15 protein-coding genes and 2 pseudogenes are annotated in these 16,019 nt (G+C 47.5%); 12 read left to right on the forward strand and 5 right to left on the reverse strand.

Annotation, left to right across the window (positions count from 1 at the left end; translation table 11 throughout):
- Positions 1-32: 32 nt before the first annotated feature.
- The 4 genes and pseudogenes from NDI44_RS03475 (at position 33) to NDI44_RS03490 (ending at position 2,826) form a co-directional block, all read left to right on the forward strand.
- Complete coding sequence (locus tag NDI44_RS03475; protein WP_242037046.1) at positions 33-257, forward strand: type II toxin-antitoxin system Phd/YefM family antitoxin; 225 nt, start codon at positions 33-35, stop codon at positions 255-257.
- Positions 254-541, forward strand: a pseudogene (locus NDI44_RS03480) (type II toxin-antitoxin system VapC family toxin); the annotation flags it as partial. The gene NDI44_RS03475 and the pseudogene NDI44_RS03480, both read left to right, overlap by 4 nt.
- A 451-nt stretch (positions 542-992) precedes the next feature.
- Positions 993-1,799: a phytanoyl-CoA dioxygenase family protein gene (locus NDI44_RS03485; protein WP_190412386.1), complete on the forward strand. Its 807-nt coding sequence runs from the start codon at positions 993-995 to the stop codon at positions 1,797-1,799.
- Positions 1,800-1,806: 7 nt separating this feature from the next.
- Entirely contained in the window at positions 1,807-2,826 is a 1,020-nt protein-coding gene (locus tag NDI44_RS03490; protein ID WP_190412387.1) for a glycoside hydrolase family 43 protein, read from the forward strand.
- Between the two features lie 195 nt (positions 2,827-3,021).
- On the opposite strand, the gene NDI44_RS03495 is transcribed toward NDI44_RS03490, so the two are convergent.
- Together NDI44_RS03495 and NDI44_RS03500 are read right to left on the reverse strand one after the other, a co-directional pair.
- Entirely contained in the window at positions 3,022-4,128 is a 1,107-nt protein-coding gene (locus NDI44_RS03495; RefSeq protein ID WP_242031243.1) for a HAMP domain-containing sensor histidine kinase, read from the reverse strand.
- Positions 4,129-4,826: 698 nt separating this feature from the next.
- A pseudogene (locus tag NDI44_RS03500) lies at positions 4,827-5,009 on the reverse strand (hypothetical protein); the annotation flags it as partial.
- A 220-nt stretch (positions 5,010-5,229) separates the two neighbouring features.
- Here NDI44_RS03500 and NDI44_RS03505 point away from each other — a divergent pair.
- From NDI44_RS03505 to NDI44_RS03520, 4 genes are all read left to right on the forward strand, one after another.
- Complete coding sequence (locus tag NDI44_RS03505) at positions 5,230-6,201, forward strand: sodium-dependent bicarbonate transport family permease (protein WP_190412389.1); 972 nt, start codon at positions 5,230-5,232, stop codon at positions 6,199-6,201.
- Between the two features lie 4 nt (positions 6,202-6,205).
- Entirely contained in the window at positions 6,206-6,517 is a 312-nt protein-coding gene (locus NDI44_RS03510) for a P-II family nitrogen regulator (protein ID WP_190412390.1), read from the forward strand.
- A gap of 115 nt (positions 6,518-6,632) precedes the next feature.
- Entirely contained in the window at positions 6,633-7,349 is a 717-nt protein-coding gene (locus tag NDI44_RS03515; RefSeq protein WP_190412391.1) for a carbonic anhydrase, read from the forward strand.
- Positions 7,350-7,735: 386 nt separating this feature from the next.
- Positions 7,736-8,275: an inorganic diphosphatase gene (locus NDI44_RS03520; protein WP_190412392.1), complete on the forward strand. Its 540-nt coding sequence runs from the start codon at positions 7,736-7,738 to the stop codon at positions 8,273-8,275.
- 35 nt (positions 8,276-8,310) lie between these two features.
- Here NDI44_RS03520 and NDI44_RS03525 read toward each other — a convergent pair whose 3' ends face one another.
- The gene (locus NDI44_RS03525; RefSeq protein ID WP_190412393.1) at positions 8,311-8,673 is read right to left on the reverse strand and encodes a SnoaL-like domain-containing protein; all 363 of its coding nucleotides are present in this window, start codon (positions 8,671-8,673) and stop codon (positions 8,311-8,313) included.
- 140 nt (positions 8,674-8,813) lie between these two features.
- On the opposite strand from NDI44_RS03525, the gene NDI44_RS03530 reads away from it, so the two are divergent.
- On the forward strand, positions 8,814-9,695 hold the full coding sequence (locus NDI44_RS03530; protein ID WP_190412394.1) for a LysR family transcriptional regulator: 882 nt from the start codon (positions 8,814-8,816) through the stop codon (positions 9,693-9,695).
- A gap of 159 nt (positions 9,696-9,854) precedes the next feature.
- Here the strand turns inward: NDI44_RS03530 and NDI44_RS03535 are convergent, their stop codons facing one another.
- Together NDI44_RS03535 and NDI44_RS03540 are read right to left on the reverse strand one after the other, a co-directional pair.
- Complete coding sequence (locus NDI44_RS03535) at positions 9,855-10,328, reverse strand: shikimate kinase (RefSeq protein ID WP_190412395.1); 474 nt, start codon at positions 10,326-10,328, stop codon at positions 9,855-9,857.
- Positions 10,329-10,393: 65 nt separating this feature from the next.
- Positions 10,394-11,593, reverse strand: a complete 1,200-nt coding sequence (locus tag NDI44_RS03540; RefSeq protein ID WP_190412396.1) for an FAD-dependent monooxygenase — start codon at positions 11,591-11,593, stop codon at positions 10,394-10,396.
- Positions 11,594-11,813: 220 nt separating this feature from the next.
- On the opposite strand from NDI44_RS03540, the gene NDI44_RS03545 reads away from it, so the two are divergent.
- The 3 genes from NDI44_RS03545 to NDI44_RS03555 all read left to right on the forward strand — a co-directional run bounded on the left by NDI44_RS03545 (position 11,814) and on the right by NDI44_RS03555 (position 16,005).
- A complete protein-coding gene (locus NDI44_RS03545; protein WP_190412397.1) occupies positions 11,814-12,710 on the forward strand; it encodes a pirin family protein in 897 nt (298 codons plus the stop codon).
- Between the two features lie 182 nt (positions 12,711-12,892).
- Complete coding sequence (locus NDI44_RS03550) at positions 12,893-14,257, forward strand: pyridoxal-dependent decarboxylase (protein WP_190412398.1); 1,365 nt, start codon at positions 12,893-12,895, stop codon at positions 14,255-14,257.
- 266 nt (positions 14,258-14,523) lie between these two features.
- Positions 14,524-16,005, forward strand: coding sequence for a hypothetical protein (locus NDI44_RS03555; RefSeq protein ID WP_190412399.1), 1,482 nt, complete (start codon positions 14,524-14,526; stop codon positions 16,003-16,005).
- Positions 16,006-16,019: the final 14 nt, after the last annotated feature.

The following is a 16,019-nucleotide window of genomic DNA, read 5'->3' on the forward strand; positions in this document are numbered from 1 at the left end:
ATGCAAAAGTGACACTATGCTAACGGTAACGATTGAGGAAATTTAGCGAAGATATTGCAACTTACCTTCAGCAAGTCGAAGCAGGTGAGACTCTTATTGTCATGCAAGCAGGAAAGCCTGTTGCTGAAATTAGACCGATTTCGCCAACTGTTAAGCAACTTCGACCTTTTGCTTTGTGTGCTGGAGAGTTCACCGTACCAGATGATTTTGACACTCCTTTACCAAAAGACATTCTGACTGCATTTGAGGGTACATGAAACTACTGTTTGATACCCATGTGTTTCTTTGGTTCATCAGTGGCGATTGTCGATTATCAAATGACCGCAAGGCAGTATCTGCGATCCAGACAATGAAGTATATCTGAGTGTTGTCTCAGTGTGGGAAGCAATTGTCAAGTATCAATTAGGCAAACTACCACTGCCATAGTCTCCCAAAACTTATCTACCCGAATAGCGCGATCGCTTAGTGTGCTGTAAGCATTCGCCATCTCATCGCCAGTCTTCATCCAGAGAAAAATAGTGTTGCTCAACTTGCAAAACTAACCCAAAGTTTTTTTAAGATTTCAGGTAGCGATTGCTATTCTGCATCTATCGCGGGGAATAATAGTATTAAGTAGATGACGCTATGTTTTTCTTTAGGAAATGAGGACTCAGTTTTAGTAGCAGCGATGAAACTTCGAGAAGCTAATTCACTAAGGCTTGTAGATATGGAAATGACGATTAGACGATAGTCGTTAATAATTCAACCGTTGCAGGATGAGTGAAGGTTGTACTTCATTCTTTGCCCGCTGATTAAGCAACTCGGTCACAGTTTCATCTAAAAGTTCAGGAAATTCCATAAGCGCAAAATGTGGAAATTACTGAACTCTTGAAGACCTTGTTAAACAGTAATTACACGGAAGGTTTTGGGAGCAGCAAACCAGCTTCCTGAAACACTTTGCTCTTGAAAGCTAGATTTTACTTCAACTCTAACGCCCTGAATTGGAGCAGAACATGATTCAAACTACAGATACAGCTAAGTTTACGACGACTGACCTAAATCGCTTTGCTGAAGAACTCAATCGAGATGGAATTTGTGTGATTCGGGGTTTATTTGAGAGGAGATTAATCGAAGAGTGGGGAGACGCTTTTAATGAATTATTCCAAAAGCGCCAAAATCAACCGGGTGGTCTGGCACCGCGCGAACAATCCCGCTTCTATCTAACCTTCCCGTGGGTTGCTCCCTTTGCCAATGTAGATGTGTTTGCCAATCCAGTAATTTTGGGGATTCTCAATCGCGTATTCTACCAAGAATATAAGATGGTGCAATTGGGGGCTGATATTCCTGTACAGGGTTCGGATTACCAGGAAATTCACCGGGACTTTCGCCCACTTTTCTCAGATCAAATAGTAACGCCACTGTACGCGCTGGCGGTTAACTTTCCGCTAGTAGAAGTAACGGCAGAGAATGGACCGTTTCAAATGGCGCGGGGGACTCATGTCATGCCGCGTGAGGAAGGATTGGTGAAGGTCAGGGGTGGCGAAATTCCGATGGAGTCTTTCTATACGCAGCCGGGTGATGTGATGATTCGCTCGCCGCTAGCGCTGCATCGAGGCTCACCGAACCGGACAAACACACCCAGACCGATGGTTGTGATGGGCTATGTGATGCATTGGCTGCACACCGCAAAAGTAGACTTGACTGTGCAACGGGACTATTATGAAAGTCTGCCAGAGGAAATAAGGGAATTACTGCGGTGCCACGTGGTAGAGCAGTTGCCAGAGAACAAAGTTGAAACCTACGTGAATTTCAAGTATTAGGACGCTAATGTCTCAATTTGAGCCGACGCCTGAAGAATTCCCTAGCAAGCGCACCTATACCAATCCGGTGTACAACGGCTATTTTGCCGATCCGTTTGTTTGGGAACACGAGGGAGTATATTACGCAATCGGCACGGGTGCAGCAGAAGCAGAGGGAGAGGTGGACGAAATCGGCAAACAGCGCGTCTTTCCCCTCTTGCGCTCTGAGGACTTTGTAAGCTGGGAGTTTGCGGGGAATGCACTGCTGCGCCCAGACGCTGCTCTCGGAGATAACTATTGGGCACCAGAAGTTGCTTATTGCGATCGCAAGTTCTATCTCTACTACTCAGTAGGACACGAAGACAAGCGGCATCAGTTACGGGTTGCAACGAGCGATCGCCCGTTGGGACCTTATCAAGACATCGGTGAACCCCTTATAGACCCTGAATCGTGTCCTTTCGCTATCGATCCTCATGCCTTTCGGGATGACGATGGGCAATGGTATCTGTTCTACGCCCGCGATTTCTTGGATACAGAAGGAGGCGTAAGGGCTGGAACGGCACTGATGGTAGACCGATTGATAGGAATGACAAAACTGGCTGGAGAGGGGAAAGTTGTTTTACGCGCCCGCTCTGACTGGCAAAGGTTTCTGGCAAACCGTTTGATGTACGGCAATCGCTATGATTGGCATACCTTAGAAGGCCCTAGTGTCCGCAAACATGGCGATCGCTACTACTGCTTTTACAGCGGTGGGCGCTGGGAAACGGAAAACTACGGCGTTGATTATGGCGTTGCAGATAGTGTCATGGGTCCTTACTCCGATGCGGGGAATGAAGCCGGACCCCGCGTATTGAAAACTGTTCTCGATCGGGTTCTCGGTCCCGGTCATAACTCAATCGTTGTCGGTCCCGATGGTAAAACTGATTACATCGCTTACCATGCTTGGGACACGGACAGGTCGGCGCGGCGAATGTGCTTGGATAAATTGATTTGGACGGCGGATGGCCCGCGCTGCGATGGTCCCACCTGGACATCGCAGACTATCTAACAGCGAATAGCGAGCGCGCTTACCGAAACCGAAGCAATTCCAGCGATTGCTGGCGGCAAGATGTCAAGTGCGATCGCTATTGAGGAGTGTCATGTATACGGGCAATTCTCTGGAAAGATTTTTAGCCTAGAATCCAGGTTACAGAAATTGGCGACCGTCCTTCTTTTCACCAAAATCAGCGAAGAACCTTAGCCACTATGCCACCTGATCGGGAACTTTGGGTAACTTGATGATAAAGCTTGTTCCCTTGCCTTCAGCGCTTTCAACTTCAATCGTCCCTTCATGTGCTTCAGTAATACTCTTTACCAAAAATAATCCTAGTCCCCATCCCGTTTGCTCCTCAGCAGAGATAGTTCGACGAAATTGTTGAAATAGGATTGATTGAGCGTCTAGGCTAATCGGATCGCCTTCATTATGGATAGTAAGGCTGATCTGCGTTTCAGTTTGCTGAAGCGTGAGTGTAATCGGCGTGCCAGACGCCCCATATTTCACAGCGTTAACTGCTAAGTTTTCAATCACCCGCCGTATTTCTTTACGGCTGCAATAACTCCTGATATCAGAATCACAAACCACAACAAACCGATCTCCATAAGCGAAGCTCAAATCCTCTACTACCTCTTGAACTAGCACCTCTAAATCGCATTCTTCAAATTCAATCTTTAAACTCTGCCCTGTCCGCAGCCGACTTGCATCAAGCAGATTTTGAATCATCGAATCCAGCCGATTGATTGCATTGAGCATCCTCGCGGCTATATCCACGTGGCTATCTCCTCGTTCCACCCGACGCAGAGTCAGTTGAGTTCCCATTTTTACAACATTAAGGGGGCCTCTGAGGTCGTGAGTTAGCGTCACCATAAATAGCTCTTGAATATCTCGCAGCGTCTCGGAGAATTGAGTGGCAGCGTCATTAACGGCTTGCTCAATGGAGTCGATAATGATGTCTCGTTCCCTCACGTCTAAAGGTGCTTCTTCCTCTAAAACTTGAAAGATGACTTGACGAAGGATGTGGTACTCGAAAATGAGTTGAGTCATGGAGTAGTCGGCATAACCGGCCCGCTCATGCCCATGCTTCTTGCCAATCCGAGTGCTTTCTACCTTGTCGGCTGCGATTCGGGCAGGTGTCCTGTCAATTCTGTTTGAGAGTTCATCTACCAGTTGGTTTAAGTACAGAGGTAGCGAATTTCGTAAAACAAGAGACTCATGATGCATTGATGCTTTGACTTCATCACGCGCCCGCTCCTCCCACAGATGCATAATTCTTTCAGCATTTTGCTTAAGACGGTCAGACGCTTGATTAGACATCGTTCTTGATTCTCTGCATGCGTGCAGGTAAGGGAAAGTTTCCAAGATGTGGGTTTGATTGAGTTTGAGCAGGTTCGGGCAGCAAGCAACAGAAGTTGCAATGCCTCTGTATACCCCGTCAAGTAGCAGACAAGGTTAAATTACCAAAGATGGTAAGTAGTTTGGACAAGCAGCAGAAAGATATAATTGTAGCGAACTGCAAACCCAAACGCTTCAAACCGCTTTCCAATACAAAACTGAAACTACATTAAATTGCAAATAAAAGGTTAGTCTAAACCCCAATAGCTGCAAATCAAATCACATTATCTGTAAACCGACTGCAAACATAATTTTGAAGCCACATTATCTGCCAATAGCTTTAGGGTAAGCGAAAAAAACTGCTCAAGGATTATTTTTAACTACTACAGTCCGATTTCTACCACTTCATTCGGGCATATATGTCTGGTCAATAAGTCCTTTTAATTCGGATACTTTTGGTAATGTATTCTAAAAACTAGCGTTGGTCAATCAAACCGCTACTTGATGAAGAGGAAAGACTTCATGCACAGAAGGAACCAGTAATGCAATTTTCTGATGGCTTTAGTGTGTATCTCTCTCAGGGTAAAATTATGTCAGTTTCGCTTCCTGACGATGAGATTTAACACCTCACTGCACTAAACGGCTGGATGAAAGCGCTTTACCAATTAGGTTGACAATTTTTAATGCGTCTGGGTCGTCATCGGTATACGAGCGATCGCCTTAGCCCAAAAACAGATTGCTGAATTCTGGCTGTCATCCTCATCGCTAAGCCTGAACGTATCGAGAAATGCCATCCACTCCTCCATCTCCTGGGGAGGTACCACCATTCTCACTACAATTCGCCCGTAATCGGCGCTGTTGTTGCAGTCGCGACTTCAGTTCTTGTCAAACCCACCTCCCGGCTGATTTCGGTAGTTAGAAAGGTTTTATTTATACTTAGTATAAAAATTTCCTATATCTTTTTAGCGGCTCAATTGCCATACAGTGGTTCTACGCAACATCTGATGCGTAGAACCACTGTGTCACTTCAGTCATGATTAAAACCTTTTTCAAATTCTTGGTTATCCAGGATGGGGAGTAGATATGGATACAAGCCTGATCGTTTCTAATATCCTAAATCCACCAATCCTATTCTTCTTTCTAGGTATGGTGGCAGTTTTTGTTAAATCGGATCTGGAAATTCCGGCTCCTTTCCCAAAGTTACTGTCACTTTATCTACTATTTTCCATTGGCTTTAAGGGAGGAGTAGAACTGATTAAAAGCGGCTTAACCCAGGAAGTGATATTCACCATGCTGGCAGCCGTATTGATGGCGTGTGCCGTCCCGATCTATACCTTTTTTATCCTGAAGCTGAAGCTGGATATCTACGATGCAGCAGCGATCGCCGCGACTTATGGCTCCATCAGTGCCGTAACTTTTATCACGGCAGGAGCTTTTTTGACCGAGTTGGGGATTGATTATGATGGTTATATGGTTGCAGCCCTAGCGCTTATGGAATCTCCGGCTATCATCGTCGGGCTGATTCTGGTCAATCTATTCACACCCAGCCAGGGAGATCGGGACTTTTCCTGGCCCGAAGTGTTGCAAGAAGCCTTCCTGAATAGCTCCGTATTTCTGCTGGTTGGTAGCCTGATCATCGGAGTCCTAACTGGAGAACGCGGTTGGCACACTTTGGAACCCTTTACTCAGGGATTGTTCTACGGTATCCTGACCTTCTTTTTGCTCGACATGGGGTTGGTTGCAGCTAGAAGGATTAAGGACTTGCAAAAAACGGGCGTTTTTCTCATTTCTTTTGCAATACTAATCCCAATCCTCAATGCAGGCATTGGAATTTTGATTGCAAAATTCATCGGAATGCCCAAGGGGGACGCGCTCTTATTTGCGGTACTTTGTGCAAGTGCTTCTTATATTGCTGTTCCCGCCGCTATGCGTTTAACGGTTCCTGAAGCGAATCCTAGCTTGTACGTTTCTACCGCACTAGCTGTAACGTTTCCTTTCAACATCATTGTCGGAATTCCCGTATATCTGTACGGCATTGAGATGCTTTGGAGATAACATCATGCATTCAGTTAAACGAATAGAAGTCATCGCAAATTCAGTTGAACTTGGCAAAATTTTAGACAGTTTAAAAAAATCAGGTGTAACCGGGCACCTAGTCATCCGAAATGTTGCCGGACAGGGGCTTAGAGGCGGTTCTGAAGATTTAGATATGACGATGCTGGATAATGTCTATGTCATCGCATTTTGTGCGCCAGAAAAACTTAAAGGTGCTGTGGAAATTATTCGACCAATCCTCAACAAGTTTGGAGGCAGCTGTTACATTTCTGATGCGATGGAAATTCGCTCGACGAGATGCGTTGCTTCGTTGTAAGGTGGCTGTTTCTATCTTCTGTGAAATCTGAAGAAACTAAAAAACAAAAATAAAGTCTAGCTTCGGCTTTGAACTTTGAATCGTTTATTCTGCAACTTTTACTTCTTCAATAGCGATGAATCAAAACAATGGGTTGATGGGGCGGCGCAATTTCTTGAATTTAACGGGAAATGGCGGAATAGCACTGATGGCTGCTGTGACAGGAAGTGCATTCTGGGGTGTGCAAGCAAATCGAGCGATCGCAGCGACCGTTGAGCCTCCCAGCCCTGATGCCGCCCTAAAACGGTTGATGGAGGGCAATCAACGGTTTGTGCAACACAAGGCTAAACATCCCGATCAATCAGAGGCACGGGTTAAAGAAATTGCCCAAGCACAACACCCTTTTGCAACGCTGCTAACCTGCGCGGATTCGCGGGTATCTGCGGAAATTTTGTTTGACGAAGGACTCGGTGACTTATTTGATATCCGGGTTGCCGGAAATATTGTGACTCCAGAAGTGCTTGGCAGTTTGGAATACGCTGTCGCTATCCTCGGTACTCCTGTGATTATGGTTTTAGGTCACGAACGCTGTGGTGCTGTCACTGCCGCAGTCCAGGGGGAACGTCTCCCTGGAAGCATGAATTCTTTTGTTAAAGCCATCAAACCTGCGATCGCTAAGACAAAAGATGAATCAGGCGATCCGGTTGATAACGCTGTAGTTGCAAACGTTCGGTATCAAATTGAGAAATTAAAACAAAATTCAACGATCGTTTCGGAACGATTGCTAGATGACAAGCTCAAAATTGTCGGAGGTCGTTACGATCTCGATACCGGAAAAGTCACGTTAATTTAGGATTGCGTACAGCAGGCATCTGAATTTCCGGCAACGCTGATTCCACTGCTGCGAACATTCGCTCTGCTAACGCTGAGACTAGATGAATTCGTCCCTACTCTCTCTGCTAAATGATGGTTGCAATAGATGGGTAGGGGCGTTTGCATAGCCTGGTAGATAAACCCCGCAGGGTAAAGTAGACCGAGAATTACATCCTAAGGTTGGTTGGCAGGCTGAATTTTGAGCAAATCGGATGGAGTTGCAATCCAAGTTTGGATAGGTCAAGGGGCAGATGCAGTCGAACTCTATGTCCTACGCTCCATAAAACTAGATGACCGATCGCGATATGATAAGTGCGATCTGCGCTTCGCTATCGCTAGCAAGAAATAGATACGTGCTAGTAAACTATGGCAACCGACCCTCTCCACCTGCCTCCGTTTGACTCAGATGATGCCGAAACGCTCAACGTCATCATTGACACGCCCAAGGGCAGCCGTAACAAATTTGAGTGGGACAAGAAGCACGGGTTGTACAAGTTGGGCGGCGTACTGGCAGCAGGCGCATTTTTCCCATACGACTTCGGTTTCGTACCCTCGACTCTAGCCGACGACGGCGACGCTATCGACGTGCTGGTATTGATGGAGGAGCCTGCCTTCGTCGGCTGCCTTGTCCCATCGCGGCTCATCGGCGGCTTTGGCGCTTTTCAAACCGAGGAGGGGAAAACCGCACGCAATGACCGCTTGCTCGCTGTTGCCGCCAACTCCCGCAACCAGCATGACGTGAAAACGCTCGACGACCTGAATCAGAACCTCATCCACGAGATTGAACACTTCTTCGTGTCGTACAACGCGGCTAAGGGCAAAACGTTTGAGCCTCAAGGTCGCTTTGGACCGGAGCAAGCCCGCCAACTGGTTATTGAGGCTGCGGAGCGTTTTCGTGAGTGTTAGCAAGTTGTCGGATTCATCAAAATCGTTGAGGCAGTTTAGGCGGCGTAATAGAAACGCTCGTGGATTACTTTGCCATTTTTCCATCTCTGTACAGAAACTTGATCGTGCGTGACGTTGCCCCATTCAGAATGAGTGTAATCGACAAACCATTCAGAAATAATCACGTCTTCGCCATAAGCAACCGCTTTCAGTTCTGCTGCACGAAATTCGGTCACTTTAGAAAAGAAGTCCAGTTCTCTAGCGCGATTGGCGGCTTTCCCCACAGTGGCAGGCGTTTCATTTTCCTGCATCACTACATCCTCGCCATAGTATTTCTCAAAGGCTTCCATCGCTTTCCCTTGTAAAACCAGGGTCTTGATGTCTTCAAAGTTGGCTTTCAGGTCTGTTGCTGTAATCATGATTTTTGTTCTATTGGTTAGCTCAGAGTTGTCAGGTGAGAAACTTGATTTGGCTCACAACATTAATCATGTTTCATTCCTTCGGGTTTGAGAAGACTGCAAAATGGAATATGATTTATTCCGTTTGAGAATCAATCCCCATGTCAGACCTGATCGCCTGCATCAAGAGTTTTGTGCGAACCGTAGAAACAGGCAGTTTCTCCGCCGTTGCTAGAGAGATGGGTACCACTCAACCCACGATTAGCAAACAGATTGCTGCACTGGAAGACTATCTGGACGTGCAATTGCTGCTGCGATCGACACGCCAAGTGAGTTTGACCGATGAGGGAATGCGCTTTTATGAGCGTTGCCAATCCGTTCTCGAAGCACTCTCCGAAGCCGAATCTAGTGTGGGAAAACGGCAGAACCCGTCTGGACTATTACGGCTCAATTGCTCGGTTGCGTTTGGGCAGATGCAGGTACTCCCTCGCCTGAAACGATTTCTCGATCGCTATGGGGATATCAAGATTGACCTGACGATGTCTGACCACTTTGTCGATTTAGTTGGAGAGGGACTCGATCTAGCGATCAGAATTGGCAAGTTTGTTGATCCCAACTTAATCTCACAGCCACTCGGCACATACCGATTTGTCGCAGTCGCATCGGCGGACTATTTGGAGAAGTTTGGTGAGCCACAAATACCAGCCGACCTTTTGCACCACAACTGCATTGTTTATACCCGGCAGTCTACGGGTAATGAATGGCATTTTCGAGGCACGACAGTAACAGTGAGTGGAAATCTACAAGTCAATAACTCGATGGCGCTACGTGAAGCCGTGTTGGCAAACATTGGCATTGGCACCTCCCCCATATGGGCGTTTACTGATGAACTCCGAAATCAATCGGTCAAAGTCATCCTTGCAGAATACGAACCTGACCCAATACCGATTCAGGTCGTTTACCGTCGAGGACGCTTTCAGTCGGCGAAGATTAAATGCTTTATTGACTTTCTCATAGATGAATTTAAGGCTGGACTGTCTTGAAACAATAGACCTCTTGCTCTCATTCGCTGCTGGGATACTATGGGGTCTGAAATTAGGCGATAGCGAAGCGAGAAGAGCGAAGCGCAACTTGATTGATGCGTCGGCACAGATGCCTTCACCGCTGATGCCTTCACCGCTGATGCCAATGTTAGAAGCTGCTTATATAGATTCAATGACCCTAAGAATATCTTCATCAGTAGTCGGACTATTATTATCAATAACCGCATCCCATTGATGGCTAATGCTTGCTGCTATCTTATTGTATTCTTCTACTTTCTCATCTGATACGGGTATGTGTTCTGAATTGTCTCTGTTTCTCACTCTTCTCAAACACTCTTCTAAATCAGCAAAGACTTTTATCAACTTGACTTCGTATTTATTTCTTAATGACGAATGCATCTGATTGAATCCGTCTCCTGCCCCTAAACTTTCAATCATTACCTTACTATGCTGCTGAAACTCCTTATCGATTTCCTTCTCAACTGTTTCCCAACCATTCTCACCTGGCGCTAATTTCAGCCAGATCGGCTCTACTCTTAAGAACTTTATGTCTGTATTTTTATTGACTTGACTTCCAATATATGTTTTTCCTGAGCCTTTTGGACCAATGAGTATGTATAGTATTTTCCTCATCTTGTTATTACCTGTAACGGCTCTACTTGTATTGCAAACATGACGACAGGAGTTTACCCCCTAGTTCACACCATTAACTGTATCTGCGTTACCCCTTGGCGCAACTGGCGCTGCCTTTGTAACCAAGAGTGGCGCACGCCCTTGCCCAGCAGGGGTGCTAGCTGACTCACCGCCCAACGCAACAGTGCGCTTTTACGTAGTAGCTCAGCCTGAGCCGCTTCCTGACTTTGAAGCTGCTGCGCTCGAATAATCTCCGGCTCTCGCTCAGCTTGAATCTGTGGTAATACCGCATCAATTGCCGCATCTGTTGCTCCCTCACGCAACAGGGGAACTAGATGATTTGCTGCAACGATCGCATCCCGCAGAGCCATATTGATGCCTTGGGCGCGAATCGGTGACATCGGGTGAACAGCATCGCCCAACAGCAGTAACCCTGGTGCATACCAGCGCGGACAACGCCCGACGACAACGGATAACAGAATAGGCCGTTCAATACTTTCTGTGTGAGTCCGGATATGCTCGGCTAACCAGGGGGGCGATGCTTCTGCCAAAATATCAGGCCAATCGGCTTGCTTCCAGCCCATTGGGGCATCTTCATGGAGTGCCCAGCCTATCTGAAGATTCCCCTCGGAAGAGCGAAACAGCCCAAATGCATTGCGATCGCGAACAATTGAATAAAATACGTTCTCGGATTCCAAGCGATCGCTATCAGCCAATTTAAACCAAAGAATATCAAAGCTTCCGGACTGTTGTTCTAGAGGCAAGTTAGCTCGCTGCCGAACAACAGAATTACGACCATCTGCCCCTATGACTAGATTGGCACAGATGGAGCGATCGTCACCCAGCTTCACGCCCGAAACCCGTTGCTCGCTCCACAGCAAATCCTGCACGGGACTGCCCTGGATAAACTCAAAATTGGGATAAGTGTTTGCCTTGTCAATTACTGCTTCCAGGAAAGCTGGCTGTGAAACGAGAGTGCAGGGCTTACCACCCGGTTCGATTGGCTCATCAACTCGAAACAGAAACCGATTCTCAATCAGAACTTCCCAAGCATCTAAAGGTCGATGAGGGATGCTCTCTAGCACAGACGACAATCCCATCTGCTCTAGAGCATCTAGCCCACTGGGCATCAGTCCCTCACCGCGAAAAACTCTCCGGAAGTTACGGGAGGATTCAATCAGTTTGACGGCGATGCCACGTTTGACGAGAAGCAGTGCAAGCGTTGCACCAGCAGGCCCAGCTCCGACAATTACAACCTGAGTCATCACTTTAAAACTGCTTTGAATGATTTGAGAATACCAAAGTTATCTGTGCCATCTAACTCCTAGCAATAGCGTGGCACAGCCAAAATGAGGTAAGCAGCTCCAGGCTGTAGAGAAGATGCAATCAACAATCTGTATCCCTAATCAGAAGGAAGAAGCTGATATAGCTCTAAGATTAGAAAATTAATCAGGCGTTGGTCAGAATTACGGGGTAATCTTTGCTATGTCCAACAGCATTGGTGATGTTCTTGAACCCGAAGTTAAAGATTTGGGCGGATTTGAGGCGAGGCGCATCTTGCCTCACGCAACTCGGCAGATGGTTGGACCATTCATCTTTTTCGACCATCTCGGCCCAGCTACCTTTGCACCGGGTCAAGGAATGGATGTGCGACCGCATCCGCATATCAATTTAGCAACACTGACTTACTTGTTTGAAGGGGTGCTGCTCCATAGCGATAGTCTCAAGGTTGTTCAAGAAATTCATCCCGGAGCAGTGAACTGGATGACTGCGGGTCGTGGCATTGTCCATTCGGAGCGAACGCCCAATGCGGTTCGGAGTCGCGAAAGACGGCTACATGGTATCCAGACGTGGCTCGCACTTCCTTCGGAACATGAGGAGACCGAACCTTGGTTTCGTCACTACCCAGCGACTGACATCCCCGCTTGGCAAGATGGGGGTGTCTCAATCACACTAATTGCAGGGCAGGCGTATGGTCGCACATCACCCGTTCAAACGTTCTCGCCGATGATCTACCTCGATGTCCAACTGCCGACTGGAACCGAGTTCACGCTGCCTCCGGACTATAGTGAGCAAGCCGTCTATAGCGTTACAAACGGTCTGAGCATAGATGGCGAACCGCTGGAGCCACAACGAATGATTGTATTGAATCCCAATCAGACTGTGAGCATTAGTGCGAAAGCTGACGCTCGTTGCATTGTGGTAGGTGGTGAACCTGTCGGTGAGCGGCACAAGTGGTGGAATTTTGTCTCTAGCCGCCTTGAGCGCATTGAGCAAGCGAAAGCGGACTGGAAGAACGGACGGTTTGAGCGGGTTCCAGATGAAACCGAGTTTATCCCCCTGCCTGAAGAACCCCTCTCGCGACCTGAACAACCGCTCTAAAAGGCTATTTCAAACTTGTTTTAACGCTGTTCAGCCCTACCTGTTTAAAATTATCTTTCTTAGGTACAGGAGCTTATTCCTATTGAGGCGCGGCGGCAGCTTGTTGCATCCAAAAATCATTCCATCAGCGCGATGCTCGCTTATGCGGGATTGTTTAGCTCCGTGCAGGGAAGGAAGAAGATATGCGAAAACTCTTGCAAACAACGGCTGAATTGGCGATTCGCTATCTTGAAGGCTTAGACGCTCGTAACGTTGAGCCAACGGAGGCAGCGATCGCTAACCTCATCCAATTCGATGAACCTCTCCCCAATCAGTCTGTCGATGCCGAACTCGTCTTGCAGCAGCTCGATGAAATTGGCTCAGCCGCATCAATGGCACAGGCAGGCTCTCGCTTCTTCGGATTTGTCACGGGTGGTTCCCTGCCTGCCGCCTTAGCCGCCAACTGGCTAGCCGCCGCGTGGGATCAAAATTGTGGACTCTATCGCATCACTCCAGCCACAGCCTTACTGGAGCAGGTAGCTCTGCGCTGGCTCCTCGACGTACTGCATCTCCCCGCCGACTGCGGTGGTGCTTTCGTTACGGGAGCAACCGTTGCTAACTTTACCGCATTAGCCGCTGCCCGCCACGCCGTACTCGAACGGGAAGGTTGGAATGTAGAAGCAGACGGGTTGTTTGGTGCGCCACCGATTACGGTTGCCGTCAGCGAGGAAGTACACCCAAGCTTGTTGAAAGCGTTGGGATTGCTGGGATTAGGTCGAAGCCGAGTGGTGAAAGTGCCTGTTGATGGACAGGGGCGGATGCGTGCGGATGCCATTCCCGCCCTGACTCGTCCTGCGATTATCTGTACCCAAGTGGGAAATGTGAACACAGGCGCGTGCGATCCAGTTGGAGCGATTTGCGATCGCGCCCAGGAAGTAGGAGCCTGGGTGCATGTAGACGGCGCATTCGGACTCTGGGCAGCAGCAGCACCATCGTTGGCGCACCTCACGGCTGGTATGGAAGAGGCAGATTCTTGGGCGACAGATGCTCACAAGTGGTTGAACGTGCCGTATGACAGTGGATTGGCGTTTGTTCGCGATGCCCATGCGTTGCAAGCGGCAATGGCGATTACTGCGGAGTATTTACCCACCGTCAGCGAGCAGCGCAATCCGTCAGACTATACTCCTGAATTATCCAGGCGTGCGCGTGGCGTTGAAGTGTGGGCAGCATTGCGAGCGCTCGGTCGTTCTGGTTTGGCAGACTTAATTGAGCGGACTTGTTGCCATGCCCGACATTTTGCCAAGGAGTTGAAAGCGGCTGGATACCCGATTCTCAACGAGGTGGTGTTGAATCAAGTCTTAGTGTCCTTTGGAGATGCAGAAACGACTCATCGAGCGATCGCGGATATTCAAGCTGAGGGGACTTGTTGGTGTGGCAGTACGGTTTGGCAAGGGCAAACGGCGATGCGAATTAGCGTTTCGTCTTGGGCAACAACGGATGCTGATGTAGAAAAAAGTTTGGCAGCTATGCTGCGAGTTGCTGGGAAATATTGTTCTAGTGAATTTTAGGATGAGCGATCGCTTGACGATTGCAGATTGCGATAACCAAATAAATCACCATTTGCATCGAATATCGACCTATTCTTAGTGTTTAACGCCTACAGAACCCGGTTTTATACGCTATACATAGGATAAGTTCGCTTCATATACACATGCCAGTAGAAGCTAAAGTCTACCTTGTCCTCATTGCCAGTCCTGGAGACGTTGCCGAAGAAAGGGACATCATCCGAGACCAAGTTTTTCGGTGGAACGCGATCCACACGGCGGACAGGAAAATGATGCTGATGCCCATTGGCTGGGAAACAAACGCGACACCCAGTCTTGAAGCACGGGGACAAGCTGTTATCAATCGGCAGTTGGTCGATATCTGTGACCTAGTAATAGGTGTCTTTTGGACTCGCTTAGGTACTCCCACCCCTGAAGCGGAATCCGGGACAGTTGAAGAAATTGAACGAGCGCATAACGAAGGTAAACGCTGCATTGTTTACTTCTCCGATCGAGAAGTATCACTATCCAAAACTGACCAAAGACAATATAAACGCCTTCAAAAATACAAAGGAGCCTTGCAAGCTAAAGGACTCACTGACAACTACCGTCACCTTGAAGAATTCAAAGATAAAGTCTTTCGACATATTACATCTGCTGTTTTAGAAATTGCTAGAGAAGACAAAGAACGTCGTGCAGCAGAACAGGAAGCAAAACTCACTGAACAAGCGATTGGTTTACCAGTTCAGGCAATACCGACCATTTCTAGTGCAGATATCTCATTCAATACGCGCTTTGAAGCGCAAACTTCTGTCAAAACATTGCTAGAGTCACGCTTTGGCGTTCAAGACATGGAGGATGCCAAAGAACAAGAAATCGCAAGAATTCAGTCCGTACTAACCTCACCTGATCTTGCTGAACTGCTTTCTCGACAGGCAAGTGCTGAAACTATTTCCGCGAGCGCGCAAATTTTAGAAACAGCTACAACACCATCCATGTATGCGATGGCAGCGATTGGACGTTACGCAGATAACACCTCGCTGGAATGGCTAGACATTGCCGGAGACTGGATCGAGCGGCTCAGTACTGGAAAGGTTGAAGGTGGCTATAAATGGGCGAATTATATCAAGACTTACCCTGGACTGCTTCTACTATACGCTCTGGGAATTTCAGCTTTGCGTGCAAGCAAAATGAATTTTTTACAGACAGTTGCGTCTCGCCAAGTTTATTCACACGAATACAATTTGGAGCGCCCTCTGCTAGACACAATTGATCCAAGATATGTATTCTATGACTCTGTTTCAGGCATGATAGAACCAGGATTTGAGCGTCGATTTGCCCCTGTTAGCGATCATCTGGCTCCACTACTGAAGAGCAAGCTTTACCCTAATGAAGAAGAAGCGAGATACCTAGATTGGTTTGACTTTTTTGAGTTTTTACTTTCCTTCAAAGCAGTGCAACAACTGGAGTCACATCCTTATTTCGGTTCATTTACCTGGCGTTGGGAAACCAAGAGATTCACGTTCAAAATGATCCAGGATGCGGCTGTACGACAAGGAAGGTATGGAGCTGCCATATCAGACTTCTTCGGAGGTAATGCTGGACTAGAAGAAACCGCCGTAAGTTATGACAGAATTGCCAGCCAATCTCAGAGGGATTTTGGGCGTGCAAATCCTCCAAATTACATAAGACATCTCATTCAACTTGCCAAAGCAGGTAAAAGAGTATCAAGCTATCAAGAATTAGTAAATGTTCTTCAGCCAAGCAAGTAGTACTTGCTTGGAAT

This window comes from Trichocoleus sp. DQ-A3 (genome assembly GCF_039961975.1).
Classification (GTDB): Bacteria; Cyanobacteriota; Cyanobacteriia; order Cyanobacteriales; family FACHB-T130; genus FACHB-T130.

Coding starts and splice junctions, on each gene's coding strand:
- NDI44_RS03485 (WP_190412386.1), top strand. CDS start 993: ATGATTCAAACTACAGATACAGCTAAGTTTACGACGACTGACCTAAAT.
- NDI44_RS03490 (WP_190412387.1), top strand. CDS start 1,807: ATGTCTCAATTTGAGCCGACGCCTGAAGAATTCCCTAGCAAGCGCACC.
- NDI44_RS03495 (WP_242031243.1), bottom strand. CDS start 4,128: ATGTCTAATCAAGCGTCTGACCGTCTTAAGCAAAATGCTGAAAGAATT.
- NDI44_RS03505 (WP_190412389.1), top strand. CDS start 5,230: ATGGATACAAGCCTGATCGTTTCTAATATCCTAAATCCACCAATCCTA.
- NDI44_RS03510 (WP_190412390.1), top strand. CDS start 6,206: ATGCATTCAGTTAAACGAATAGAAGTCATCGCAAATTCAGTTGAACTT.
- NDI44_RS03515 (WP_190412391.1), top strand. CDS start 6,633: ATGAATCAAAACAATGGGTTGATGGGGCGGCGCAATTTCTTGAATTTA.
- NDI44_RS03520 (WP_190412392.1), top strand. CDS start 7,736: ATGGCAACCGACCCTCTCCACCTGCCTCCGTTTGACTCAGATGATGCC.
- NDI44_RS03525 (WP_190412393.1), bottom strand. CDS start 8,673: ATGATTACAGCAACAGACCTGAAAGCCAACTTTGAAGACATCAAGACC.
- NDI44_RS03530 (WP_190412394.1), top strand. CDS start 8,814: ATGTCAGACCTGATCGCCTGCATCAAGAGTTTTGTGCGAACCGTAGAA.
- NDI44_RS03535 (WP_190412395.1), bottom strand. CDS start 10,328: ATGAGGAAAATACTATACATACTCATTGGTCCAAAAGGCTCAGGAAAA.
- NDI44_RS03540 (WP_190412396.1), bottom strand. CDS start 11,593: ATGACTCAGGTTGTAATTGTCGGAGCTGGGCCTGCTGGTGCAACGCTT.
- NDI44_RS03545 (WP_190412397.1), top strand. CDS start 11,814: ATGTCCAACAGCATTGGTGATGTTCTTGAACCCGAAGTTAAAGATTTG.
- NDI44_RS03550 (WP_190412398.1), top strand. CDS start 12,893: ATGCGAAAACTCTTGCAAACAACGGCTGAATTGGCGATTCGCTATCTT.
- NDI44_RS03555 (WP_190412399.1), top strand. CDS start 14,524: ATGATGCTGATGCCCATTGGCTGGGAAACAAACGCGACACCCAGTCTT.